The sequence below is a fragment of the Insolitispirillum peregrinum genome, from assembly GCF_900156605.1.
GTDB lineage: Bacteria > Pseudomonadota > Alphaproteobacteria > Rhodospirillales > Rhodospirillaceae > Insolitispirillum > Insolitispirillum peregrinum.
Genome location: NZ_FTOA01000005.1, coordinates 19944 through 44041, shown reverse-complemented (window position 1 = coordinate 44041; position 24098 = coordinate 19944). Strand labels below are relative to the sequence as shown.

Below are 24098 nucleotides of genomic sequence, written 5' to 3'. Positions count from 1 at the left end.
CGGAGTGTTCCGATGATCAAACACCTGATCAATGGTCAGCAGGTGGCGAGCGAAACCACCATCCCCAACCTGAACCCGACCACCAATGAGGTGATCTGCGAGATCGCCGCCGGTGGAGCCGCCGAAGTCGCCGCCGCCGTTGCCGCCGCCAAGGATGCCTTCCCCAAGTGGGCCGGTCTGCCCGCCGCCACCCGCGCCCGCCTGCTGCGCAACGTTGGCGACCTGATCAACCAGCACGTTGACGAAATCGCCAGGCTGGAAAGCAGCGACACCGGCCAGTCGTACTGGCGGACCAAAAAGATGCTGGTGCCGCGCGCGGCGGACAATTTCTATTTCTTCGCCGATGCCTGCCAGCATGTGGATGGTGAAACCTATCCGACCAGTGATCACCTGAACTACACCATCTTCCAGCCGGTCGGGGTGTGCGGCCTGATTTCCCCGTGGAACGTGCCGTTCATGACCGCCACCTGGAAGACCGCCCCCTGTCTGGCCTTTGGCAACACCGCCGTCCTGAAGATGAGCGAGCTGTCGCCGCTGTCTGCCGACCGTCTGGGCCAGTTGATCCTCGAAGCCGGTATTCCGCCGGGGGTGTTCAACATCGTTCACGGCTATGGCGCCACCGTCGGCGAAGCGCTGGTGTGTCACCCGGATGTGCGTTCGGTGTCGTTCACCGGCTCGACCGCCACCGGCCAGCACATTGCCAGCGTTGGCGGCCTGAAGCGCTATTCGATGGAGCTGGGCGGCAAGTCACCGAACATCATCTTTGAAGATGCCGATCTGGAACGGGCGCTGGATGGCGCGATCATGTCGGTCTATGGCAACAACGGTGAAAGCTGCACCAACGGCACCCGCATTCTGGTGCAGGAAAGCATCTATGAAACCTTTGTCCAGCGTCTGGCCGAACGGACCCGCAAGGTGGTGGTTGGCGACCCGCTGAACGAAGAAACCAACGTCGGTCCGATGATCACCCGCGAACACCAGCAAAAGGTGATGCGCTACATCCAGCTCGGCATTGATGCCGGGGCGCGGGTGGTGGCCGGGGGCATGGGTCTGCCGGAAGGTCTGCCCGATCACCTGAAGAACGGCAACTTCGTCCGTCCGACCGTGCTGGCCGATGTCGATAACAGCTGGCAGGTGGCACAGGAAGAAATCTTTGGCCCGGTCGCCTGCGTGATCCCGTTCAAGGACGAAGCCCACGCACTGGCGATTGCCAACGACACCAGCTATGGCCTGGCCTCGTACGTCTGGACCGAAAACGGCTCCCGTGCCCTGCGCATGGCGCGCGGCATCGAAGCCGGGCTGGTGTTCGTCAATTCGCAGAACGTCCGCGACCTGCGCCAGCCGTTCGGCGGCATCAAGGGCTCGGGTGTTGGCCGCGAAGGTGGGCACTTCTCCTACGAAGCCTTCCTTGAGGTCAAGAACGTCTGCATGTCGCTGGGCAGCCACCACATCCCGCGCTGGGGCGTGTAAGGCATCCCCTCTTTCTCTTGTTCTCATCATAAAACAGAGCCCCCCGCCATTCATAACCGGCGGGGGGACCAAAACCGGGAGACGTCACCATGGGTAAGCTCGCTTTTGCCGCCAAGATTGCGCATGTTCCGACCATGTACCTGTCCGAACAGGAAGGCCCGTTCAAGGGATGCCGCCAGCAGGCCTGCGATGGCCACCGCGCCATCAGCCAGCGGATGCGCGATCTGGGGGTGGATACGGTGATCGTGCTGGACTCACACTGGCTGATCAACAACGCCTATCACATCAACGGTAACTCGCATTTCAAGGGGGTGTTCACCTCCAACGAGTTCCCGCACCTGCTGAGCAACATGGCCTATGAATATCAGGGCAACCCGGAAGTCGCCGATCTGATCGCCAAAATCGCCACCGAAGAAAAGGGTGTCACCGTCCGCTCCCATCATGTTGACAGCCTGAAACTGGAATACGGCACGCTGGTGCCGATGTGGCTGATGAACGGGGATCAGGCGTTCAAGATCGTCTCGGTGGCTTGCCTGTGCACCGTCCACGACCATCAGGAATCCGCCAGGGTTGGCGAAGCCATCCGCGAAGCCATCGAACGGTCGGAAGGCACCTTTGCCATTCTGGCGTCGGGGTCGCTGTCGCACGCCATCCACCCGAACACCACCCTGAAGACGATGGAGCATTTCTTCACCATCTCCAACGAGTTCTACAAGCAGGTTGACCTGCGGGTGGTCGATTTGTGGAAAGAAGGCCGCTTTGCCGAATTCACCCGCATGCTGCCGCTGTACGCCAAGACCTGCCACGGCGAAGGCCTGATGCACGATACCGCCATGCTGCTGGGCGCTCTGGGTGGCGAAAACTACGCCGAAAAGGTCGAAATCGTCACCGACTACTTTGAAGCCGCAGGCACCGGTCAGGTGAACGCGGTGTTCCCGATCGCTGCCTGATGGTCTGACCTGCCGGGGGGAGGCGTGCTCCTCCCCCTTTCTCCCGACGGAGCCTGTCCCATGCCGCACTTCATTGCCGAGTACACCGACAACATCAAGGGCCGCACCGACATGCGCGCGATGCTGCGCAAGGTCAACCAGATCCTGATCGCCCAGAACGGCGTGTTCCCCATCGGCGGCATCCGCGCCCGCGCCATCGAGCTGAACGATTACGTGATGGCCGACGACGAGGAAGACTATGCCTTTGTCCACGCCACCCTGAAAATCGGCGCCGGACGGGATGAACAGGTCAAACGACAGACCTGTGATGCGCTGTTCGAGATGATGAAAGAGCACTTCGCCCCCCTGTTCGCCAGCGGCTATTTCGCCCTGTCGATGGAGCTGTACGAATTCGAGGAAGGCGGCACCTACAAGCACAACAACGTCCACGCCCGTTTCAAAAAGGCCTGATGCGATGAGCACCTCCCTCACCCTCACCCCCGCCGAAATCACTGCTGCCGCCCAGCGCCTGGACGCCGCCGAAAAAAGCCGCTCGGCCTGTGGCCAGCTGTCCCTCGATCACCCGGCGATGGGGATCGACGACGCCTATGCGGTGCAAAAAGCCTGGGTGGCGATGAAAATTGCCGAAGGTCGCCGGGTGATCGGCCACAAGATCGGCCTGACCTCGCGCGCCATGCAGCAATCATCGCAGATTGACGAGCCGGATTTCGGCACCCTGCTGGACGACATGGCCTTTCCCGAAGGATCGGACATCCCCTGCTCGCGCTTCATCACCCCGATGCTGGAAGTCGAGTTGGCGTTCATCCTGAAGCATCCGTTGCAGGGCGAGCATGTCAGCGTCACCGATGTGCTGTCGGCCACCGATTACGTCATCCCGGCGCTGGAAATCATTGATGCCCGTTGCCACCGGATCGACCCGGCCAGCAAGCGCCCGCGCAAGGTGTTTGACACCATTTCCGATAACGCCGCCAACGCCGGTATCGTGCTGGGGGGGCGTCCGGTCAAGCCGATGGATGTCGATTTGCGCTGGGTGTCGGCGATCCTGTACCGCAACGGGGTGATCGAAGAAACCGGCGTCGCCGCCGGGGTGCTGAACCACCCGGCCAACGGCATTTGCTGGCTGAGCAAGCGGTTTGCCCCGCACAACATCGCGCTGGAGCCGGGCCAGATTGTGCTGGCCGGGTCGTTCACCCGTCCGGTCCCGGCCCGTCCCGGTGACGTGTTCCACGTCGATTACGGCCCGCTAGGGGCCATTGCCTGCCGGTTCGTGTAACCTTTTAACGGCACATCAACGGAGCCTTTCGATGGATCTGCCCCGCAATACCTTCAAACAGGCCCTGAGCGCAGGGCAGCCGCAGATTGGCCTGTGGATCGGCCTGACCAGCCCGATCAGCGCCGAACTGTGCGCCGGAGCCGGGTTCGACTGGTTGTTGCTGGACGGCGAGCACGCCCCCAACGACGTGCCGGTGCTGCTGTCCCAGTTACAGGCGGTTGCCCCCTACCCCAGTCATCCGGTGGTGCGCCCGGTCAACAACGACCGCGCCCTGATCAAGCAACTGCTGGACATCGGTGCCCAGACCCTGCTGGTGCCGATGATCGAAACGGCGGACCAGGCGGCGGAAACGGTGGCCTCGCTGCACTACCCGCCGCACGGAATGCGCGGTGTCGGGGCGGCGCTGGCGCGGGCCTCGCGCTGGGGACGGGTGGGCGATTACCTGAAAACCGCCTCGGACGAACTGTGCCTGCTGTTGCAGATTGAAAGCCGTCAGGGGCTGGACAATCTGGAAGCCATCGCCACCACCCCCGGCGTTGATGGCATCTTCATCGGCCCGGCCGATCTGGCAGCCTCGCTGGGGCATCTGGGGGCACCGTCGCACCCCGAAGTCCAGCAAGCCATTGCCGAAGCCCTAGCCACCCTCAAGCGGCTGGGGGTGCCCAGCGGCATTCTGGCGGTCGATGAAACCCTCGCCCGCCAGTACCTCGCCGCCGGAGCCTCGTTTGTCGCCGTCGGTATTGATACCTCCCTGCTGATGCGGGCCACCTCGGCACTGGCGGCCAGTTTCCGCGATGTGCAGGCCCCAGCCAGCAGCGATCCGGCCGGATACTGACCGATGCGCCTGCCCGGCCTGCTGCATGCCCTGCACGCTCCGCGCTATCGCCGCTATTTCGCCGGTCAGGCGGTGTCGATCCTCGGCACATGGCTGCAAACCGTCGCCATGAGCTGGCTGGTCTATCGCCTGACCGGCTCGGCCACCCTGCTGGGGACCACCGCCTTTCTGGCCCAGAGTCCCCAGTTGCTGGTCTCGCCGCTGGCCGGGCCGCTGATCGACCGCTGGGACAAACGGCGGATGTTCCTGATCGTACAAAGCGGGATGGTCACTCAGGCGGTCATCCTCGCCGGGCTGACCGCCAGCGGCCTGCTGGTGCCGTGGCATCTGATCCTGTTGGCCGGGGTCTTCGGCCTGTTCAATGCCGTTGATGTGCCGTTGCGCCAGTCGATGCTGGCCGGGCTGGTCGATGATCGCGCCATGCTGCGCAATGCCATCGCCCTGAATGCCTCGCTGTTCAACGGTGCCCGCTTTGTCGGCCCGCCGCTGGCCGGGGCCATTCTGGCCGCCACCTCCGAAGCCGTCTGTTTTGGTCTGAATGCCCTGTCGTTTCTGGCGGTGGCGCTGGCCGTCGCCAGCCTGCCCGCCCAACCGGCCAGCGGACCGTCGTCCGGCTTGCTGACCGCCCTGCGCGATGGCTTGCGCTTTGCCATCACCTCGCTGCCCATCCGCCGCCTGCTGCTGGGGGTGGCAGCCCTCAACGCCACCGGCTCGGCGTTCATGGTGCTGATGCCGGTTGTGGCAAAGGACGTGTTCAGCGGCACCGTCGAAACCCTCGGCTGGCTGCTCGGGGCCTCGGGGGCCGGGGCGCTGGTCGGTACCCTGCTGGTGGCCTCGCGCAAAAACACCTGCCAACTGGTTCGCCTGATCGTGCTTGGCTGGTGCCTTGCTGCCGGGAACCTCGCCCTGCTGGCCGGGACAGGCTGGCTCAGCCTTGCCATGCTGGCCTCGCTGGGGATCGGGATGGGCATCACCGCCGTCAACGTCTCCACCAACGCCCTGCTGCAATCACTGGCCCCCGATAGCCTGCGCGGCCGGGTGATGTCCTCGTTCACCGCCCTGCGCTTTGGTATGGATGCGGTTGGTGGCCTGATGGCTGGCTGGCTGACCCACCAGTTCGGCGTCAGTCCCGTTCTGGCCGCCGAAGCGGCACTGGTCACCGCTGGCACCCTGTGGATGTGGTCACGCAGTGCCTCGATCCGGCAGGGGGCTAAACCATAATGGCCTTCCCAAACACCGTACAGCAAACCAAACACCGGACAGCAAAAACCCCGCCGTCGCAGTGACAGGCGGGGTTCTTGAAACTGGTGCTGCTGGAGAGATTCGAACTCTCGACCTCTCCCTTACCAAGGGAGTGCTCTACCCCTGAGCCACAGCAGCATAAGTCGATGCTTTATCGAGGTATTTTCTCGTCGGCATCACCGTCGAGGCGCGCTTTATAAAACGGGAAAGGGGGCCTTGCAAGCCCCCTTTTTACATTTTTGCATTTTTTTTCGCTGCCCTCGGAAAAGACATTCCGCAGGCAGCAGATCACACGATCACACCAGTTCGGCCAACTGGGCCTGCGCCCGCGCCAAAGCGGCATCGACATCGTCGGCATTGATGGCATCACGGGCCATCACCAATTGCACCAGCGGATCGCGCAGCATGTCCATCACCGACGGTTCCACCCCTGCCACAGCCCACTTATGAGACGGACGGAGAGTCTTTCCGGTCTCGGTTTTCACTGCGGCACCCGGGGTGCGGACAGTTTGGGTGGCTGTTTCGCGCTTTAAAGCCGTGACATGACTCATCGATGCCTCCTTACACCAGGGTGTCTGCGGGCTTTACAAAATCCGGTCCTCCTGCACGGAGGCCAGGGCGGGGGCTAAGGGTTGCGGGGACGAGTGGGGTTCAGGGGCGCCACTCAGGCCGGATCATGCCGATCCGTTGACCCCTATATGGGTCATATCCCGAGAACGTCAACTCCTGACATCTCCGAGCCTAAGGGATATCTCGGGCGGTGGTCAACCGGAAAACCGGGAAAAGACCCTACATTTCAAATAAGACACAGACTTGCCTCCAATTCCCATAAAATTGCTCCCTTTTGCGGCAAGAAACACCGTGCAGTGCAGAAAATGCCGTCCTGTTCCCTTTGCTGAAAACATCCCCCTAACAGCACAGGATGTGACAGTTTTTACCCCGCCGGATGTCAAAAATGGTATACAGCTGCGCACCAGAAATTGCTGCTGTGCGCCAAAGTCTTGCGCGTTCCATGTCCAGTCTTTAAGGAGACTCGCGTGACCTCCGCCGCCTCGCCATCCCTGTGGACCCGCACCCTGCGCCCGCTGTTGATCACCCTGCTGGGGGGAAGTCTGGGTGGGGCAGCCTTTCACGCCACCGGCCTGCCGCTGGCCTGGATGCTGGGGTCTATGGCCGCCGTCACCCTGCTGGCCGTCTGCAAGGCACAGCCCCACATCCCGACCCCGCTGCGTACGATCATGCTGAGTGTGCTGGGGGTGATGCTGGGCAGCACCTTTCGCCCCGGCTTTCTGGATCACCTGACCGACTGGTGGCCCAGTCTGCTGGGGCTGCTGGTCCTGACCGTCCTGACGCCCCTGCTTCTGTCACCCCTGTTCCGACGCACCGGGCATTCGGTGGTGACCTCGTATTTTGCCGCCGCGCCGGGGGGCATCAACGAAATGGTGATGATTGGCGGCGGTCTGGGCGGTGACGAGCGCACCATTGCCCTCGTTCATTCCCTGCGCATCCTGTTTGTGGTCTTTTGCGTGCCGATCTGTTTCCACCTGCTGGGCGGCACCTATCCCGATACCAGCCAGCACCAGAGCAGCAACGAATGGCTGGCCTTTGCCAACAACTGGCCGGAAACCGCCGTCCTGCTGGCCTGCATGGCACTGGGGAAACCGCTCGGCGGCCTGCTGCGCCTGCCCGCCCCGCCATTGATTGGCCCGATGGTGTTGTCGGCGATTGTGCATCTGCTGGGCTGGACCACTCTGCATCCCCCCGCCGTGCTGATCGCCATCGCTCAGGTGGTGGTTGGCAGCGCGCTGGGCGCACGCTTTCGCGGCATTGCCGCCTCGGCTCTGCTACGCCTCAGTGGGGTGGCGATGGTGTCCAGCCTGCTGATGATCCTGCTGGCGATGCTGGGGGCCTGGATCGTTGGACAGGCAACCGGGCTGCCCTTTATCCTGTTGCTGCTGTCGTTTGTCCCCGGCGGAGTGGCGGAAATGTCGCTGGTGTCGCTGGCGCTGGGCATGGACGTGGCCTTTGTCGCCAGCCATCACATGGTCCGCATTGCGCTGGTGATTGCCCTTGCCCCGCCGCTGTTCCGCTGGTGGTATAATCGTCACTCCCACCATGCTTGAAAGGCCCCCCCCCGATGGCTGACATCATCAATCTGCGGCAAGCACGCAAGCAAAAGCAGCGCAGCGACAAGGACGCCCAGGCCGCCGAGAACCGCGCCCGCTTTGGTCAGAAAAAAGCCGACAAGCAGCAACGCACGCAGGAACAAAGCCGCAGTGAACGCGACCTGGACGGCAAGCTGCGGGTCATCCCCGTTCAGAAAGACGATGTCGAACCCTAACGCATTGGGTGAAAAGCGGGACGCAGTACACAACAGAAAACAGGATCATGGAGCGCTGCTCCAAACCTTGCCGGGGCCAGTCGGCCCCGGACCCCATTGATTTAATATTGAAAGAAAAAAGGGGGGCTTGGGGGCATCGCACCCAAACGGATATGGGCGGTAGCCCATTCTTCTACACAGACTGTGGTGTCAGGTTTAACGCACGCTGGTCGAGACCCGCTTATTTTGGCGGTCGGATAATTTCCCGCAACTCGACCAGCCTCTCCAGCGTTTCGACGGTCTTTTCACTGTCAATGCTGGCCAGCCCCAGCATCATCGCCTCGATACAGCACAGCATTGGCGCATGCAGGGCGACATGCTCGCTTTTTGACCGTGGCATGGTGATCACCGCCGCTGCCTGCCTACCCAACGGGGACTCGTCCTGGGTCAGGATCATCACCAGCGGCACCGACAGCCGTTCCGCCTCGGCCAGCACCGCCGCCGCTTCACGGTGCTTGCGGCCATGGGCCATCATCAGCACCACATCGCCTTCGGCCATTTGCAGCAGTTGTTCGGCCAACGCGATCCCGGTCAGGTTCAGCGCATAGGACGGATAGCCGCTGCGCGAAAACAGCCGGGCGGCATAGCTGGCAATAATCCCCGACGCCCCGATCCCGAACACGCCAATCCGCCGCGCACTCGCCAGCACTTCGATACCCCGCGCCATCGCCGCCCGGTTCTCTGCCGAGCCCAGCGCCGCCATCGCGTTGGCCAGATCGGCGGCCACGAAATCAATCGCCGCATCGCTGCCAGTGACATAGTGCGCCGTCGTCGCCGCCATTTTGTGCGACGGCGAGGCGGTGATCCCCAGATAGTCCTGAAAGGTTTCCTTCAGGTCCACCAGCCCGCCAAAGCCCAGCGCCTGCACCGCCCGGATCACCGTTGCATCCGATGTCCCCAGCTCCATGCCGATATCCAGAGCCGACTTGCCCAGTACCGCATGGCGGTTGCCGTCGAGATACTCGGCGACCTTCAGAAGACTGGGCGACAGGGTGTGGCGACGCTTGCGCAGCCGGTCGGCAAAGCGGTCAACAGGGGCACGATGACCGGGCAGCAGGGGTTTGCGAGACACGGCGGGAACCATCCTCTGACACAACAGGGATGTCAGTGTAGCTGACTTCCATCGTCTGATGACAATGGAAAACCCGAAACATGTGATAGCCTTGCTCCCCGGACCAGCCAATGTTTTCCTTCAACAACAGGAGCCGCCGAAACCATGAGTACCATTTCCTGGGATGAGTTCGCCAAAGTCGAACTGCGCGTTGGCCGCATCATCAAGGCCGAGCCGTTCCCCGAGGCCCGCAAGCCCGCCTACAAGCTGGTGGTGGACTTCGGGCCAGAGATCGGACAGCGCAAATCCAGTGCCCAGATCACCAGCCATTACACCCTCGACGAACTGGTCGGAAAACAGGTGGTGGCGGTGATCAACTTTCCGCCCAAGCAGATTGGCCCGCTGATGTCCGAATGTCTGGTCACCGGCTTCCCCGACGAAAACGGCGCCGTGGTGTTGTGCGTACCGGACAAGGACGTTCCGTTGGGCGGCAAGCTATTTTAACGTTACCCGTGGGCGCTCGGCCATCTGGGCCTGCACCATGCTGACCATCAGGAACAGGGCGCTATAGGAATTGGAAATCGCCTCCTCACGCGACACCATCACATAGCGCCCCTGTCGGCAGGCCTGCAGGAAAGCGCAGAAATTCGGCACCAATGCCTCCATGTCGGCGATATCCGCCCGCGGCCCCTCGCCCCGGTCGGCCCGGTAGGGGTCAAAGATCACATCGGCATCAATCTCCGGCAGCCTCTCGGCCCCGATTTCCATCCGCCCGCCCACCGGAATGGCGTCAATCAGCGGCGGAAAGCGGAACCCGGCATCGCGCAGAACCCGCCCCAGCGCCCGATAGGTATGATAAACGCTGATCTTGCCGTTCAACGGCTGGATCACGCTGACGGTGTACCGTTCGGGGTGAACGGTGTCCTTCAGCGCCTGCAAAGCCGCCTGATAACGGGTTTCCAGCGTTTGCAGGCGGACTTGCTGTCCGGTCAGATCGGCCAGACGGCTGTACACATGGCTGGCCCCCAGCCCGGCGGCATCCAGCACCACCGTTGGCGCCAGATCCTGTAGCGTTTCCAGCGCCGCCAGCCGCCCCTTTTCGGCAATGATCAAATCAGGACGCTCGTTGGCAACCGCTTCAAGGTCCACCTCGGTGGCACCAATGAACCGGATCGGAGCCGTGTCAAAATCCACCCCGGTCAACAACGCCCCGGAGCGCAAATAGGGTGCCCCGGCTCCATTCACTCCCACCCGGCCATGGCTGGCCACCGGCATCACCCCCAGTTCCAGCAACGGAATGGTGATATCGGTATCCGACAACGACACAATCCGCAACGGACGGTCCGGCACCTCGACCGTGCGCCCCAGATCATCGGTAAAAGAGCGCGCCCAGGCCGGCCCAGCCATCACACACCACACTCCAAGAGCGATTGCCAGCATTACTTGCCATCTGTACATTTTCGTTCCCCCCTGCTCTAAAACCGGTCCCGTCGACACCACAGCAACCCCAGCAGCACCGGCACCCCGATCACCGCCAGCACAATCCCGGCCGGAATCTGGATCGGTGCGAAGGCCACCCGCCCGACGGTATCGGCCACCATTACCAGCACGGCTCCCCACAGCGCACTGGCCGACAACAGCGCCCCCTGTCCGCCACCGACCGACAGGCGCGCCAGATGCGGCGCAATCAGTCCGACAAATCCCAGCCGCCCGCAAAATGATACACAGCCTGCCGTCAACAGGACAGCCGCCGCAACACGCACAACAGCCAGACGGGTCATCGACACCCCCAGACTGCGCCCCAGATGGTCGCCCAGATCGGCCACATCCCCGGCACGGGCGGTGCCGAACAGCAGGACTCCGCCGATCAGCAGACACAGGGCAGCCATGCGAACACTGCTCCACGCCGCCCCGCTCAAACTTCCCGCCAGCCAGACCATCGCCGTCTGCATCATGGTTACATCCGCCGCCACCAGCATCAAGGCGATCAGCCCGGACAAGAACCACGAAACACCAATCCCGATCAGGATAAAGCGCATCCGTTCGATCCCGCCGCGTGCCAGCAGCACCGTCACCGCCACCACGGAAACCCCGCCGACCAGCCCCACCAGCGGCCGCAGTTCCGGCGCGGCGGTGGGCAGGAAGAACAGCAACACCAGTATCGCCAGACTGGCCCCTTCGCGCACCCCCAGCAAGCCGGGATCAGCCAGGCCGTTGCGGGTCAACGATTGCAGGGTGGCCCCCGCCAACCCCAGCATCGCCCCACACACCAGCGCCAACAACAGGCGCGGCAGGCGCAAATCCCACAAGACTTTTCCCTGCCCACCAGCCCATGGCGCAGACCAGCCTGTGGTCCCGCCCGCCCCCAGCGCCAGCACAGCGGCCATCAGCAGAACCAGCGCGAGAAACAGGCACAGCATGGCACGCCGTTTGTGCAAACGGAGCATCAGCGGGCCACAGTGGACGACACGATAGCCGCTCATTCCTTCATTCTCCGCGCCACAATCAACACAAACACCGGTGCCCCCACCAGAGCGGTCATCACCCCGGTCGCCAGTTCTCGCGGGGCCAGCAGCCAGCGGGCCACCGCATCGGCCACAATCAGCATGATCCCGCCCAGCACCGCCGCGCGGGGCAACAGCGCCCGATGATCCAGCGACGACAGCCGCCGGGCCATCGCAGGCACCATCAGGCCAATAAAGCCCACCGGCCCCACCATCGACACCGCCCCACCGCACAGCACCGCCACCACCACCAGTCCCAGCAGGCGGGTTTTCAGCAGGGAAACCCCCAGCGAGGTCGCCAACGCATCCCCCAGCGCCAGCACATTCAGCCGTGCTGCCAGCGCCCACCCTGCCAGCAGGGCCAGCAGCAGCAGCGGGGCCGCCGCCCGCACGGTTGTCCAGGTTCCGGCCGCCGCATCCCCCAGCAACCACAGGCGGACGGTGGCCAGTGTTTCCTCATCCAGCAACAGCACCCCCGAGGTCAGGGTTGAGGCCAGCGCCGACACTGCAATGCCGCAGAAGGTCACCTTGGTCATGGTCAGCCCCAGCCGTCCGGCGGATGACAGCAGCAGCACCAGCAGAAACGCCAGTCCGCCCCCCGTCGCCGCGACCACCGGCCGCAGCAGCGGCGCACTGAACACCCCCAGCGGAAAGGCCAGACAGACCACCACCGCCAGACTGGCTCCGGCATTCAGGCCCAGAATGTGCGGCTCGCCCAATGGATTGCGCAGCAGGCTTTGCAGCAGAACGCCCGCCATCCCCAGCGCCGCCCCGGCCAGAAAGGCCGCCAGCAACCGGGGTAACCGCAGGGCCATCACCGTCTGATGGTCAAAGTTCATCGGATCAAAGGCCCACACCGCCTGCCATAGCCCGGACCAGCCAATCGGGCGTGGCCCGGTCGCCTGATGGAACGCCACCGCCGCCCCCAACAGCAGCAGCAGAGCTGCAACGGCCAGCAGGCCACGCACGGGGGGCCTCACCGGCTCCCCCCGGAGACCGGCAGAAAGACCGGCAGCCCCGACTGGGGATGTGTGGCCCGGACCACCGGCGTTTCAAAGACCTCTTCGATCTGGGCCGCACTGCACGCCGTGACCTGTTCCAGCACTGAGTGAATGCGTCCCTGTTTCAGGAACACCAGCCGGTCCGCATACTGCATGGCAAAGTTCAGGTCATGCAGAACGGTGATCACCGTCCGGCCATGGTCGCGCGGCAGGCTGGCAATCAGCTCCATCACCTCGACCTGATAGCGCAAATCCAGATAGCTGGTCGGCTCGTCAAACAGCAGGATCGGCGTTTCCTGCGCCAGTGCCAAAGCGATAAAGCAGCGTTGCCGTTGCCCGCCCGACAGTTGATCCAGCGTGCGATCAGCAAAGGCGCTGGTTCCGGTCACCGCCAGCGCCTGCGCAACGGCGGCATCATCCGCCGCGCTCCAGCGTTTCAGCAGCCCCTGATGCGGATAGCGGCCACGGGCCACCACCTCGGCCACCGTCATCCCGTCCGGGGACAGCGGCGTTTGCGGCAACAGGCCAATCTGTCGCGCCACCGCCCGTGTCGGCTGCTGGTGAATGTCCTGTCCGTGCAGCAGAACAGCCCCCTGCGACGGCTTTGCCAGCCGGGCCAGCAACGACAGCAAGGTCGATTTGCCTGAGCCATTCGGCCCCAGCAAGACCGTCAGGCGGCCATCCGGCACCAGCAAGGACACATCCCGCAAAACAGGCGTCGCACCATGGCTGAACTGGAGGGCCTGTGCGGACAAGGGAGAGGCAGAGAGGGGCATGAAAAATACGGCTCTTGTCAAAGGGGGCGGATCGGTGCCACGAAATTGCTCGTCACGACCCGCCCAATGCTATTAAAGAGACGCATTCGCAATTGTAGTAGTCAACCATCCAGCGGCAGATTTTTTTCCATGTCCCCGGCAAATCCCCATCCCGGCAGGCTTTTCGCCGCCTTTTTCCCCAACGATGGCGCGCATGGCGGCCAGCGGGGCGGCCCGGTGTAGGGGGGCGGCATTTGACTACTACATTTTTGCAAATGATAAGCACTCTCGATTGGGCCGCCAAAACAACAACGCTCAGGCCCCGTCGCTCATCCGATCATCGAGGGATATCTCATCATGGCTCCATCGCCTTTACAGACCTTGCTCCGCTCGCTGTCCCTGTCGGCCCTGCTGGTGGCTGCCAGTTGCCTGACGCCTGCCAACGCCCAGCAGCAGGACCCCGCCGCCAAGCAGCAAGACAAAAGCGATGAAGCCGCCAAGACCGATGTTACCCTGCAACCGGTCAGCGTGACCGCCGACGACGCCAGCACCGCCCCGACCGACGGCTATCGGGCGGTCTCGACCTCGACCGCCACCCGCAGCGCGACCCCGCTGCTCGACATTCCGCAGGCGGTCAATGTGGTGTCGCAAACGGTCCTGCGCGATCAGGCCGCCACCAGCCTGGATGATGCGCTGGCCAACGTCAGCGGCATCACCCAGACCAACACGCTGGGCGGCACGCAGGATGCCATCATTCGGCGGGGATTTGGCGAAAACCGCGATGGATCAATCCTGATCAATGGCCAGAAAACATCCCTGCCGCGCAGCTTTAATGTCATGACCGAGCGGGTGGAGGTGCTGAAAGGCCCGGCCTCGACCCTGTATGGCATTCTTGATCCCGGCGGGATGATCAATGTGGTGACCAAAAAGCCCGAGCATGAGACCTCGGGCGAAGTGTACACCAGACTGTCGAGCTTTGGCGGCGGCTCGACCGGCTTTGGCGTGACAGCGCCCGTTGCAGACACGGCCTTTGCCGTGCGGCTGGATGGCGAATACGAAAACAGCACCTACTGGCGCAGCTATGGCGAAATCGATCGCCAGCAGATTGCGCCGTCCATCCGCTGGACCGGCAGCAGCACCGACGTTACCCTCAGCTATTTCCATGAAAAATACAGTGTACCCTTTGATCGCGGGACGGTCATTGACCTCAATACCGGCAAGGCGATTGCAGGCCGCTCAACCCGTCTGGACGAGCCATACAACATCACCAAAGGCACCAGCGACATGGTGCAGCTTGAGGCCAAACAAGCCCTGAGTTCAGCGTGGGATCTGGGCTTTAATTACAGCTATAGCGTCAACGAGTATTCCGACAATCAGGCCCGTGTCACCGCCTATAACCCGGTCACCGGACGCCTGACCCGCCGCGCCGACGCAACGCAGGACGCCACCACCATCACCCATTCCGCCCGCACCGATCTGACCGGCAAGGCGGATATCGGCGGGTTGCGCAATGACCTGCTGTTCGGCGTGTCCTATGATGACAGTGACACCCTGCGCACCAACATGCTGCGCTGTGCGACCTCGTCGGTCAGCGCAGCCGCCCTCAGGACCGGTGCGCTAGCCTCCTGTAACACCGTCTCCAACAGCGATAGCGACCAGACTGAAAAACTGTCTACGGTATCGGCCTATACGCAGGATTCCCTGCATCTGGATGAGCAATGGATCCTCGTCGGCGGGCTGCGCTATCAATACTATGATGCCATGGCGGGCAAGGGCCGTCCGTTCGTCACCAACAGCGACAGTGCTGGCAATGCCATCATCCCCAACGGCGGCATCGTCTACAAGTTGACCCCCGAAGTGTCGCTGTACACCAACGTTGCCCGCACCTTCCGCCCACAGGTGTCGGTTGGCAGCTATATCGGCGATTTGCAGCCGGAAAAGGGCCTGTCCTACGAAATTGGCAGCAAGGTAGACCTCGGCCAGCGTTTCAGCGGTACCGTGGCCCTGTACAACGCCAGCAAAAAGAACGTTGCCTATACCGAAACCGTCAACGGTGAAACGGTCGCCAAAGCCGCTGGCCGGGTCCGGTCGCGCGGGATCGAGGTCGATGTGAGCGGCGCCCTGACCGATCACCTGAACCTGATCGCCAGCTATGGCCTGACCGATACCCGGGTGATGAAGGATGTTGCCTATGCCGGCAACCGCCTGCCCAACGTCGCGCGCCACACCGGTTCCCTGTACCTCAGTTATGATCTGGATGACGCTCTGCCCGGCTCGTCCGACGTCAAGGTCGGGGGCGGCGTTCGTGCCGCCAGCCAGCGCGCCGGGGCAGCCAACAACTCGTTCTTTTTGCCCGCCTATGCGGTCACCGACCTGTTCGCCAGCTATACCCTCGACCTGAAAACACCGCTGACCCTGCAACTGAACCTCAACAACATCTTTGACACCACCTATTACACCTCGTCGATCGGCAGCAACAATCTGTCCACTGCCGTTGGCGAGCCGTTCAATGCCGTCCTCAGCGTGCGGGCCGAGTTCTGATTGTGTCGGGAAAAAAGGCGTTGACAGGGGATCGCAGAGCCGATATATCCCCTCTCCTCAACGCCTTATGGCGGAGTAGCTCAGCTGGTTAGAGCAGCGGAATCATAATCCGCGTGTCGGGGGTTCGAGTCCCTCCTCCGCTACCAAATCGCAAAAGCCCCGATCACCAGATCGGGGCTTTTGTCGTAACGGCGGACTGTTTTACATCCGGCGCAGGACGTAAAACACATAGCCGTAATGGTCGTGATGCTGACGGAACATGGCAATTTCCGCCTTGACCCCGGCCATCACCGCCTTCAGATGCGGGATATCCGCCGCACGCTCGGCCAGGGTGGCAATACGCTGTTCCAGCGGACGATAGTACTCGTCTTCCCATGCCTCGCCCGGCAGGACTTCTGCATGGATGAAGCCATAGCCCAACCCTTCGGCAAGGCTGATGTTGCCGCCGACGGTCTGCATCTCCGGGTAGGCATCATTCCAGAACGCCGCCACCGGCTTCGCCGGGTTGGCCGTCAGCCACGAACATTCCGACACCACCAGCAAGGCACCGGGTTTCAGCAGGTGATACCAGACCGACAGGGCCTGTTCAAAGCCCACCGCAAAAGCAGCGCCTTCCGACCACAGCAGGTCGAGCGACTGCTTTTTCAGGCCGCTGTCCAGCATGTCGGTATTACGGGCAATCAGCTTGTCACTCAGCCCGCGCCGCTCGGCCTGTGCCATCAGCGCCGTCAGATAGGGCTGGTGCAGGTCAACCGCCGTCACCGGCCCCCCGCAGACCTCGGCAATCACCATCGCCGAACGGCCATTGCCGCAGCCCATGTCGGCAGCATCGATCTTTTCGGGCAGCCACGGGCGAATGCGGCGCAGCAAGGCACGGGTGCAAGGATCAGAGCCCGGTCCCTGCCGGGGGAGGTCGTCAAAAACCAGAGAAAAGGCTTCGCTTTGCGGCTGTGTCATGAACCAGAAACCAACACCAGAAACGGGAAGCGCGGACCATGCGCCGATCAGGTCAAACCTGCAAGGGGCGGATTTCACAAATCACATGATCCGGTAGGCGGGCGGCAATAAAAGCGGCAAATTCGCGGAACTCCTGTTTCCTTGCAGACTGCACCCGCCACAACAACACCACCCGCCGCCGCACGCTCGCACAGTCTTCGTGGAAGGGAATCGCCCGGATTTGTTCGTCCTGCGCCGCCTCGGCGGCCACATACAACGCCGGTAAAATGGTCGGGCCAATCCGGCTGGCCACCATCTGGCGCAAGGTGTCCAGACTGGTGGCCTGAAAGCCGGTGTGCTCGTGCGCCCCGGCCCGCTGGCAGATGGTGAGAACCTCCTGCCGCAGGCAGTGCCCTTCCTCCAGCAGCAGCAGGTCTTCGCCGATCAGGTCGGTCAGGCTGACACTGGCGGCATCCTCCAGCCTGTGCCCGCGCGGCACCGCCAGCCACAACGGTTCCTGAAACAGTTCAAGGCCATCAAGGCCTTCCAGATCAACCGGCATGTCAACCAGAATGACATCCAGCTCACCTTCCCGCAATCGCCCGACCAGACGGCGGGCCGGGTCTTCACGGACGTACAGCCGCAAATCCGGGTGTGCCTCGCGGAAGGCGGACAACACATAGGGCAGCAGGTATGGCCCCAACGTCGCAATCACCCCCAGCCGCAACGGCCCCGCCAACGGCATGCTGGCCGCCCGCGCCACGTCCATGATGTCCTGACTGGCCCGCAGAACCCCGCGCGCCCGCTCGGCAATTTCCCGGCCAATGGGGGTCAGGGTAACCCGGCGGCGGGTCCGCTCAAACAACTGGACCCCCAGATGGTCCTCCAGATCACGGATTTGCACACTCAGGGTCGGCTGTGCCACCAGACACACCTCTGCCGCCCGCCGAAAGCTGAGCGTGTCGCACAGCGCCACCAGATAGCGCAATTGCCGGAGGGTAAACATGAAGGCTCACCTGTTCTGCCTGTCAAAGACACAAAGCGTTTTTTACGGTGTTTCACGCAATGACGCCATGCTTGCATGCAGCAATGGTGCCGGGATGCCCCGCCAAAAAGCGCAAGTCCACACCGTGCCGGGGGCGTTCCCTCCCCCCGACATGATATGGACAGGTCATTCACTCTCCGTTTTTAGTGCCGCATTTTCCGGGCCGTTGACCAGAGATGGTCAACTTGAAAATGCTCTAACTGTAGATCTTTTCAAGGGCGTCCCATTCGGCTTTGCCCACCAGACGCTGACGTTCAGCGAAGGGGGTAACGAGACCACTTGATTCCGTGACCTCCTTTTCGTCGCGCAGGACGGTCAGTGCCTTTTGCATGCCAGCCACCGCGCCTTGCAGGGCGGCATTGGCGTACAGCACGATGCCATAGCCCAGACTGGCCAGTTCGGTGGCGTTGAAGATGGGGGTCTTGCCGCCGATCACCATGTTCATCAATTGCGGCGTGGACAGGCGTTGAGGCAGGGCGCGGATTTCGTCGGCGGTGGTGACGGCTTCGACGAACAGGATGTCGGCACCGGCTTCGGCGAACCGGGCGGCGCGTTCCACGGCGGCCTCGAACCCATGGACGGCGGCGGCATCGGTGCGGGCCATGATCAGCAGGTCGGGGTCTCGGCGGGCATCCACCGCGGCCTTGATTTTGCTAACCGCTTCTTCGGTGGAAATGACATCCTTGCCCGCAAAGTGACCGCAACGCTTGGGCGCAATCTGGTCCTCCAGCTGGATGCAATCGGCTCCTGCCCGCTCCAGCGTGCGCACGGTGTGGTAGACGTTGAGCGCGTTGCCAAAGCCGGTGTCGGCATCAACGATCAGCGGCACGTCGACGGCATCGCGGATGCGGGCGGTGTGGTCGGCAATGTCGGCCAGCCCCATAAAGCCCTGATCGGGCATACCAAACCACATGTTGGTGACACCGGCACCGGTGATGTAGATGGCTTCAAAGCCGAGGTCGGCGACCACTTTGGCCGACAGCGCGTTAAAGGCACCGGGCACAATGGTACCGCGACGGGATTCGGCGATTTCCTTGAGTTTCTTGCGGGTGGACACTGGTGTTTCTCCTGATTCAGAACGAATCGCCGGGCACACGGACCCAGCCTTCCATCAACACGCGGGCGGTGCGGCTCATGATTGCCCTGGTGACGTTCCATTGGCCGTTTTCCTGCACGACCTCGGCCCCAACGCGGAGCGTACCGGACGGGTGTCCAAAGCGGACTGACTGGCGGGTGACTCCCCCGGCTGCCTGATTGACCAGAGTGCCGGGAATGGCCGCCGCGGTGGCGATGGCGACTGCCGCCGTCCCCATCATGGCATGGTGTAGTTTTCCCATCGACAGGGCGCGGACCAGCAGATCAACGTCTTGGGCCCTGATCATTTTACCACTGGAGACCGTATGCTCGACGGGGTGGGCAACAAAAGCGATCTTGGGAGTATGCTGGCGCTTGAGGGCCTCTGCCGGGTCACTGATCAGGCCCATGCGCATGGCACCGATTGTCCGCAAGGCTTCAAAGCGGGCCAGCGCGTGCGGGTCGCTGTTGATCGCGCCCTGTAATTCGGTGCCATTATAGCCAATCTCGGCAGCATTGACGAAAATGATCGGGATACCGGAATTGATCAGGGTGGCTTTTAGCTTGCCGCCGGGAACCAGCGAGGCCGGGACCTCCAGTTCATCGACCAGATTGCCGGTGGGGAACAGGGCACCACTCTCTTCGCCGTCATCTGCCGGATCGACGAATTCCAGGACGATCTCCGCCGCTGGAAAGGTCACGCCATCCAGCTCGAAATCACCGGTTTCCTGCACTTTCCCATCGGTCACCGGCACATGGGCGATGATGGTCTTGCCGATGTTGGCCTGCCAGATGCGGACGGTGCAGATGCCGTTTCGGATCACCGGATCAACCAGCCCGGCGTGAATGGCGAAGGCCCCGGCGGCGGTGGATAAATTGCCGCAATTGCCCGACCAGTCAACAAAGGCGCTGTCGATGGCAACCTGACCATACAGGTAATCGACGTCATGGTCGGGGCGTGTGCTTTTCGACAGGATCACGCATTTGCTGGTGCTGGAGGTGGCTCCGCCCATGCCATCGGTGTGTTTGCCATAAGGATCGGGACTGCCGATAACCCGCTGAAACAGCCGGTCGCGGGCTTCCCCCGGTATTTGACACCGCTGGGGCAGGTCGTCAAGGCGGAAGAACACCCCTTTGCTGGTGCCGCCGCGCATGTAGGTAGCCGGGATGCGGACTTGTGCTGTGAATGCCATCACGCGGTTTCCTTCACCGTACTGTTCGACGCCAGAAAGTCCTGGGCAAAGCGCTGGAGCACACCTCCGGCTTCGTAGATGGAGACATCTTCGGCAGTATCAAGGCGGCAGATCACCGGTACCCTCAGGCTGTCACTCATGCCGCGGTGGATGATCAAGGTCAACTCGGCGCCTGGGGTGCGCTCTCCCACCACGTCATAGGTTTCCCGTCCCGTCAGCCCCAGCACCTGCCGTGAGGTTCCCGGCCTGAATTCCAGCGGCAGGACGCCCATACCGATCAGGTTGGTGCGGTGAATCCGCTCGAATCCTTCGGCGACGATGGCTTCGACACCGGCCAGCCGCACCCCTTTGGCTGCCCAGTCACGGCTGGACCCCTGGCCGTAGTCGGCCCCGGCAATGATGATCAGCGGCTGCTTGCGCTCAAGGTAAGTTTCGATGGCTTCCCACATGCGCACGACTGTGCCGTCCGGCTCCAGCCGGGTCAGCGAGCCTTTCTGTATACGCCCCTCCACGACGGCCATTTCGTTGACCAGTTGCGGATTGGCAAAGGTGGCGCGCATGGCGGTCAGATGGTCGCCGCGATGGGTGGCGTAAGAGTTGAAGTCTTCCTCTGGCACGCCCATGCGGGTCAGGTATTCACCAGCGGCCGACGTGGCCAGAATGGCGTTGGAGGGCGACAGGTGGTCGGTGGTGATGTTGTCGGGCAGGATCGCCAGCGGTCGCATGCCACGGAGGCTGCGCGGCGTGGCAGCCAGTGCGCCGATGCCCTGGGTGTCCCAATAGGGCGGGCGGCGGATATAGGTCGACCGGGGCCGCCAGTCATAGAGTGGGCTGACGGTTTCCCGCTGTTCCTTGCGTGGGGCGAACATCGGGTCATAAACCGCATGGAACTGTTCGGGATGGACGCAGCGGGCGACGATGGCGTCGATCTCCTCGTCAGACGGCCACAGGTCCTTCAGCGTGACCGGATTGCCCGCTGCGTCGGTGCCCAGCCGATCGTTTTCGATGTCGAAGCGAATGGTGCCGGCGATGGCATAGGCCACCACCAGTGGTGGCGAGGCCAGAAATGCCTGCCGGGCATAGGGGTGGATACGGCCATCGAAATTGCGATTGCCTGACAGAACGGCGGTCGTATACAGGTCGCGGTCGATGATTTCCTGCTGAATGGCCGGATCAAGGGCACCGGACATGCCGTTGCAGGTGGTGCAGGCGTAGGCGACAATCCCAAAGCCCAGCGTTTCCAGTTCTGTCAGCAATCCCGCTGCTTCCAGATACAGTCTGGCGACCCTGGAGCCCGGTGCGAATGAGGTCTTGACCCATGGTTTGCGCACCAACCCAAGCGCGTTGGCCTTTTTTGCCAGCAGGCCGGCGGCAACCACGTTGCGGGGATTGGATGTATTGGTACAGCTGGTGATGGCTGCAATGATCACTGCGCCATCGGGCAACAACCCGTTGCGCTCCTCGGCTTGGGCCTGCGCCAGATTGACCGCGATGCCGCGTTCGGCCAGCGCCGAAGTCGGCAAACGTCGATGTGGGTTGGATGGCCCTGCCATGGTGCGCACCACGGAGCCGAGGTCGAAGTCCAGCACGCGCTCGTATTCGGCAGTTTCCAGCGCATCGGCCCACAGGCCGAGAGTTTTCGCATAAGTCTCAACCAGCGCCACCTGATCGGGCTCTCGGCCAGTCAGCGTCAGATACTCAATGGTTTGGTCATCAATGTAGAACAGGGCGGCGGTGGCCCCATATTCCGGGCACATGTTGGAAATGGTCGCCCGGTCGCCAATGGACAGGCTGGCGGCACCGTCACCAAAGAACTCGAGCCAGCTGCCGACCACCCGTTCCGTGCGCAGGAACCCGGTCAGCGCCAGAACGATGTCGGTGGCGCTAATGCCCGGGTTGCGCGTGCCGGTCAGACGGACGCCAACACTATCCGGCAAACGCATCATCGACGCGCGGCCCAGCATCACCGTTTCTGCCTCCAGTCCCCCGACACCGATGGCGATGACGCCCAACGCATCGACATGCGGCGTGTGGCTGTCGGTGCCGACACAGGTGTCGGGAAAGGCCACGCCGTCACGGACCTGGATCACCGGCGACATCTTTTCCAGATTGATCTGGTGCATGATGCCATTCCCGGCGGGGATCACGTCGACGTTCTCGAAGGCGCGTCTGGTCCAGTCGATGAAGTGAAAGCGATCCTCGTTCCGGCGGTCTTCGATGGTGCGGTTTTTGGTGAAGGCGTCGGGGTCGGAGCCGCTGACTTCGACCGCCAGCGAGTGGTCGACAATCAACTGGGTCGGCACCACGGGGTTGATTCTGGACGGATCACCGCCTTGCCCGGCGATGGCGTCACGCAGACCGGCCAGATCGACCAGCGCGGTCTGGCCCAGAATGTCATGGCAGACCACGCGGGCTGGATACCAGGGGAAATCCAGATCGCGTCGGCGTTCGACCAGCTGCCGCAGGGCATCATTCAAGTGATCCGGGGCACACCGACGAACCAGTTGTTCCGCCAGGACACGCGACACATAGGGCAACCCGGCCCAACTGCCGGGATGGATGGCATCCACGGCGGCCGGAGCGTCGTAATAGTCCAGTGCCGTGCCGGGCAGGGGCTTGCGATGGGAGGTGTTCATGTCGTTTCCGCCGCTCAGTGACGTTGGTCGATGGCGGTGAAGGCGCGATCATCGGGCCCGACGTAATGGGCGCTGGGACGGATGATCTTGTTGTCGAGGCGCTGTTCGATGATGTGCGCCGCCCAACCCGAGGTGCGGGCGATGACGAACAGCGGCGTGAACATGGCGGTGGGAACGCCCATCATGTGGTAACTGACGGCACTGAACCAGTCGAGGTTGGGAAACATCTGCTTGACCTCCCACATCACCGCTTCCAGCCGGGCGGCAATGTCGAACATTCTGGTTGAACCGGCATCGACCGACAGCTTGTGGGCAACACCCTTGATGACCTCGTTCCGCGGGTCGGAGATGGTGTAGACCGGGTGGCCGAAGCCGATCACCACCTCCTTGTTGGCGACGCGGCGGCGGATATCGGCCTCCGCCTCATCCGGAGTGTCGTAGCGCTTCTGGATTTCGAAGGCGACTTCGTTGGCGCCACCGTGTTTGGGGCCGCGCAGCGCACCGATGGCACCGGTCATGGCCGAATAGACATCCGAACCGGTTCCGGCGATGACCCGCCCGGTGAAGGTCGAGGCGTTGAATTCGTGCTCGGCATAGAGGATCAGCGAGGTATGCATGGCCCGCTCCCACAGCTCTGACGGCTTTTTGCCGTGCAGCAGATGGAGGAAATGGCCACCGATGGAGTCATCATCGGTTTCAACATCGATGCGTTTGCCGTTGGTGGACCAGTGGTACCAGTACAGCAGCATCGAACCGAGCGAGGCCAGCAGTCGGTCGGCGATGTCGCGGGCTCCGGGAAGATTGTGGTCGTCCTTTTCCGGCAAGGCACAGCCAAGGGCCGAGACGCCGGTGCGCATGACATCCATGGGATGGGCAGAGGCCGGCAGGCATTCCAGCGCTTCCTTGACGCTGGTCGGCAGGCCGCGCAGGGCTTTCAGCCGCGCCTTGTAGGCACGAAGCTCGGCAATGGTCGGCAACTTGCCGTGGACCAGCAGATGGGCGACTTCCTCAAAGTCACACCGTTCGGCAATGTCGAGGATGTCATAGCCACGGTAACGCAGATCGTTTCCGGTTTTGCCGACGCTACACAATGCCGTGTTGCCTGCCGTAACGCCGGACAGCGCGACGGATTTTTTGGGCTTGAAGGTGACCGGGGGGGAGACCTCGGGGGCATTCATGGGCGTTTCCTCCGAATGGATGCTGTGTTGCTGA

General features: G+C 62.7%; 22 protein-coding genes and 2 tRNA genes. 11 read left to right on the top strand and 13 right to left on the bottom strand.

What is annotated here, in order from left to right:
* Positions 1-12 precede the first annotated feature (12 nt).
* The 6 genes from hpaE to BW995_RS13665 all read left to right on the top strand — a co-directional run bounded on the left by hpaE (position 13) and on the right by BW995_RS13665 (position 5749).
* On the top strand, positions 13-1470 hold the full coding sequence (gene hpaE / locus BW995_RS13690) for a 5-carboxymethyl-2-hydroxymuconate semialdehyde dehydrogenase (RefSeq protein WP_076400989.1): 1458 nt from the start codon (positions 13-15) through the stop codon (positions 1468-1470).
* 89 nt (positions 1471-1559) lie between these two features.
* Positions 1560-2420 carry a 3,4-dihydroxyphenylacetate 2,3-dioxygenase gene (gene hpaD / locus BW995_RS13685; RefSeq protein ID WP_076400988.1) on the top strand — a complete coding sequence of 287 codons (861 nt, stop codon included), beginning with the start codon at positions 1560-1562 and terminating at the stop codon, positions 2418-2420.
* Positions 2421-2480: 60 nt separating this feature from the next.
* Positions 2481-2870: a 5-carboxymethyl-2-hydroxymuconate Delta-isomerase gene (locus BW995_RS13680; RefSeq protein ID WP_076400987.1), complete on the top strand. Its 390-nt coding sequence runs from the start codon at positions 2481-2483 to the stop codon at positions 2868-2870.
* Positions 2871-2874: 4 nt separating this feature from the next.
* The gene (gene hpaH, locus BW995_RS13675; protein ID WP_076400986.1) at positions 2875-3693 is read left to right on the top strand and encodes a 2-oxo-hept-4-ene-1,7-dioate hydratase; all 819 of its coding nucleotides are present in this window, start codon (positions 2875-2877) and stop codon (positions 3691-3693) included.
* Positions 3694-3724: 31 nt separating this feature from the next.
* A complete protein-coding gene (gene hpaI, locus BW995_RS13670; protein WP_076400985.1) occupies positions 3725-4528 on the top strand; it encodes a 4-hydroxy-2-oxoheptanedioate aldolase in 804 nt (267 codons plus the stop codon).
* Positions 4529-4531: 3 nt separating this feature from the next.
* The gene (locus BW995_RS13665) at positions 4532-5749 is read left to right on the top strand and encodes an MFS transporter (protein ID WP_076400984.1); all 1218 of its coding nucleotides are present in this window, start codon (positions 4532-4534) and stop codon (positions 5747-5749) included.
* An 84-nt stretch (positions 5750-5833) separates the two neighbouring features.
* Here the strand turns inward: BW995_RS13665 and BW995_RS13660 are convergent.
* Positions 5834-5908, bottom strand: a tRNA-Thr gene (locus BW995_RS13660).
* A gap of 158 nt (positions 5909-6066) precedes the next feature.
* A complete protein-coding gene (locus tag BW995_RS13655; RefSeq protein WP_076400983.1) occupies positions 6067-6321 on the bottom strand; it encodes a hypothetical protein in 255 nt (84 codons plus the stop codon).
* Between the two features lie 486 nt (positions 6322-6807).
* Here BW995_RS13655 and BW995_RS13650 point away from each other — a divergent pair, with 486 nt between their 5' ends.
* On the top strand, positions 6808-7893 hold the full coding sequence (locus tag BW995_RS13650) for an AbrB family transcriptional regulator (RefSeq protein ID WP_175617079.1): 1086 nt from the start codon (positions 6808-6810) through the stop codon (positions 7891-7893).
* A gap of 14 nt (positions 7894-7907) precedes the next feature.
* Complete coding sequence (locus BW995_RS13645) at positions 7908-8111, top strand: DUF4169 family protein (protein ID WP_076400982.1); 204 nt, start codon at positions 7908-7910, stop codon at positions 8109-8111.
* 220 nt (positions 8112-8331) lie between these two features.
* On the opposite strand, the gene BW995_RS13640 is transcribed toward BW995_RS13645, so the two are convergent.
* Positions 8332-9222, bottom strand: coding sequence for a MurR/RpiR family transcriptional regulator (locus BW995_RS13640; protein ID WP_217696095.1), 891 nt, complete (start codon positions 9220-9222; stop codon positions 8332-8334).
* 144 nt (positions 9223-9366) lie between these two features.
* Between BW995_RS13640 and BW995_RS13635 the strand changes: the two genes are divergently transcribed.
* Entirely contained in the window at positions 9367-9705 is a 339-nt protein-coding gene (locus BW995_RS13635) for a tRNA-binding protein (protein WP_076400980.1), read from the top strand.
* Here the strand turns inward: BW995_RS13635 and BW995_RS13630 are convergent.
* From BW995_RS13630 to BW995_RS13615, 4 genes are all read right to left on the bottom strand, one after another.
* Entirely contained in the window at positions 9697-10608 is a 912-nt protein-coding gene (locus BW995_RS13630) for an ABC transporter substrate-binding protein (protein ID WP_217696094.1), read from the bottom strand. The two genes, BW995_RS13635 and BW995_RS13630, sit on opposite strands and share 9 nt — an antisense overlap.
* Positions 10609-10676: 68 nt before the next feature.
* Positions 10677-11684, bottom strand: a complete 1008-nt coding sequence (locus BW995_RS13625; RefSeq protein WP_076400978.1) for a FecCD family ABC transporter permease — start codon at positions 11682-11684, stop codon at positions 10677-10679.
* Entirely contained in the window at positions 11681-12685 is a 1005-nt protein-coding gene (locus BW995_RS13620) for a FecCD family ABC transporter permease (protein WP_076400977.1), read from the bottom strand. The genes BW995_RS13625 and BW995_RS13620 overlap by 4 nt, the downstream gene beginning before the upstream one ends.
* A complete protein-coding gene (locus tag BW995_RS13615) occupies positions 12682-13482 on the bottom strand; it encodes an ABC transporter ATP-binding protein (protein WP_076400976.1) in 801 nt (266 codons plus the stop codon). Before BW995_RS13615 ends, BW995_RS13620 begins: the two co-directional genes overlap by 4 nt.
* 336 nt (positions 13483-13818) lie before the next feature.
* On the opposite strand from BW995_RS13615, the gene BW995_RS13610 reads away from it, so the two are divergent.
* Both BW995_RS13610 and BW995_RS13605 read left to right on the top strand, forming a co-directional pair.
* Positions 13819-16002 carry a TonB-dependent siderophore receptor gene (locus BW995_RS13610; RefSeq protein WP_076400975.1) on the top strand — a complete coding sequence of 728 codons (2184 nt, stop codon included), beginning with the start codon at positions 13819-13821 and terminating at the stop codon, positions 16000-16002.
* Between the two features lie 69 nt (positions 16003-16071).
* Positions 16072-16148 (top strand) — tRNA-Met (locus tag BW995_RS13605).
* Positions 16149-16203: 55 nt separating this feature from the next.
* Here BW995_RS13605 and BW995_RS13600 read toward each other — a convergent pair.
* The 6 genes from BW995_RS13600 to prpC all read right to left on the bottom strand — a co-directional run bounded on the left by BW995_RS13600 (position 16204) and on the right by prpC (position 24064).
* A complete protein-coding gene (locus BW995_RS13600; RefSeq protein WP_076400974.1) occupies positions 16204-16959 on the bottom strand; it encodes an SAM-dependent methyltransferase in 756 nt (251 codons plus the stop codon).
* Between the two features lie 52 nt (positions 16960-17011).
* A complete protein-coding gene (locus BW995_RS13595; RefSeq protein WP_076400973.1) occupies positions 17012-17944 on the bottom strand; it encodes a LysR substrate-binding domain-containing protein in 933 nt (310 codons plus the stop codon).
* A 235-nt stretch (positions 17945-18179) separates the two neighbouring features.
* Positions 18180-19040, bottom strand: coding sequence for an isocitrate lyase/PEP mutase family protein (locus BW995_RS13590; protein ID WP_076400972.1), 861 nt, complete (start codon positions 19038-19040; stop codon positions 18180-18182).
* Between the two features lie 16 nt (positions 19041-19056).
* Positions 19057-20250 (bottom strand): 2-methylaconitate cis-trans isomerase PrpF, encoded by a 1194-nt coding sequence (gene prpF / locus BW995_RS13585; RefSeq protein WP_076400971.1) that lies wholly within the window; start codon positions 20248-20250, stop codon positions 19057-19059.
* A complete protein-coding gene (acnD, locus tag BW995_RS13580) occupies positions 20250-22886 on the bottom strand; it encodes a Fe/S-dependent 2-methylisocitrate dehydratase AcnD (RefSeq protein ID WP_076400970.1) in 2637 nt (878 codons plus the stop codon). The genes prpF and acnD overlap by 1 nt, the downstream gene beginning before the upstream one ends.
* 14 nt (positions 22887-22900) lie before the next feature.
* Positions 22901-24064 (bottom strand): bifunctional 2-methylcitrate synthase/citrate synthase, encoded by a 1164-nt coding sequence (gene prpC / locus BW995_RS13575; RefSeq protein WP_076401295.1) that lies wholly within the window; start codon positions 24062-24064, stop codon positions 22901-22903.
* Between the last annotated feature and the right edge of the window lie 34 nt (positions 24065-24098).

Bases quoted from the DNA above. Each gene is read 5' to 3' on its own strand.
- hpaE (WP_076400989.1), top strand. From the start codon at position 13: ATGATCAAACACCTGATCAATGGTCAGCAGGTGGCGAGCGAAACCACC.
- hpaD (WP_076400988.1), top strand. From the start codon at position 1,560: ATGGGTAAGCTCGCTTTTGCCGCCAAGATTGCGCATGTTCCGACCATG.
- BW995_RS13680 (WP_076400987.1), top strand. From the start codon at position 2,481: ATGCCGCACTTCATTGCCGAGTACACCGACAACATCAAGGGCCGCACC.
- hpaH (WP_076400986.1), top strand. From the start codon at position 2,875: ATGAGCACCTCCCTCACCCTCACCCCCGCCGAAATCACTGCTGCCGCC.
- hpaI (WP_076400985.1), top strand. From the start codon at position 3,725: ATGGATCTGCCCCGCAATACCTTCAAACAGGCCCTGAGCGCAGGGCAG.
- BW995_RS13665 (WP_076400984.1), top strand. From the start codon at position 4,532: ATGCGCCTGCCCGGCCTGCTGCATGCCCTGCACGCTCCGCGCTATCGC.
- BW995_RS13655 (WP_076400983.1), bottom strand. From the start codon at position 6,321: ATGAGTCATGTCACGGCTTTAAAGCGCGAAACAGCCACCCAAACTGTC.
- BW995_RS13645 (WP_076400982.1), top strand. From the start codon at position 7,908: ATGGCTGACATCATCAATCTGCGGCAAGCACGCAAGCAAAAGCAGCGC.
- BW995_RS13635 (WP_076400980.1), top strand. From the start codon at position 9,367: ATGAGTACCATTTCCTGGGATGAGTTCGCCAAAGTCGAACTGCGCGTT.
- BW995_RS13630 (WP_217696094.1), bottom strand. From the start codon at position 10,608: ATGGCTGGGCCGGCCTGGGCGCGCTCTTTTACCGATGATCTGGGGCGC.
- BW995_RS13625 (WP_076400978.1), bottom strand. From the start codon at position 11,684: ATGAGCGGCTATCGTGTCGTCCACTGTGGCCCGCTGATGCTCCGTTTG.
- BW995_RS13615 (WP_076400976.1), bottom strand. From the start codon at position 13,482: ATGCCCCTCTCTGCCTCTCCCTTGTCCGCACAGGCCCTCCAGTTCAGC.
- BW995_RS13610 (WP_076400975.1), top strand. From the start codon at position 13,819: ATGGCTCCATCGCCTTTACAGACCTTGCTCCGCTCGCTGTCCCTGTCG.
- BW995_RS13600 (WP_076400974.1), bottom strand. From the start codon at position 16,959: ATGACACAGCCGCAAAGCGAAGCCTTTTCTCTGGTTTTTGACGACCTC.
- BW995_RS13595 (WP_076400973.1), bottom strand. From the start codon at position 17,944: ATGTTTACCCTCCGGCAATTGCGCTATCTGGTGGCGCTGTGCGACACG.
- prpF (WP_076400971.1), bottom strand. From the start codon at position 20,250: ATGGCATTCACAGCACAAGTCCGCATCCCGGCTACCTACATGCGCGGC.
- acnD (WP_076400970.1), bottom strand. From the start codon at position 22,886: ATGAACACCTCCCATCGCAAGCCCCTGCCCGGCACGGCACTGGACTAT.
- prpC (WP_076401295.1), bottom strand. From the start codon at position 24,064: ATGAATGCCCCCGAGGTCTCCCCCCCGGTCACCTTCAAGCCCAAAAAA.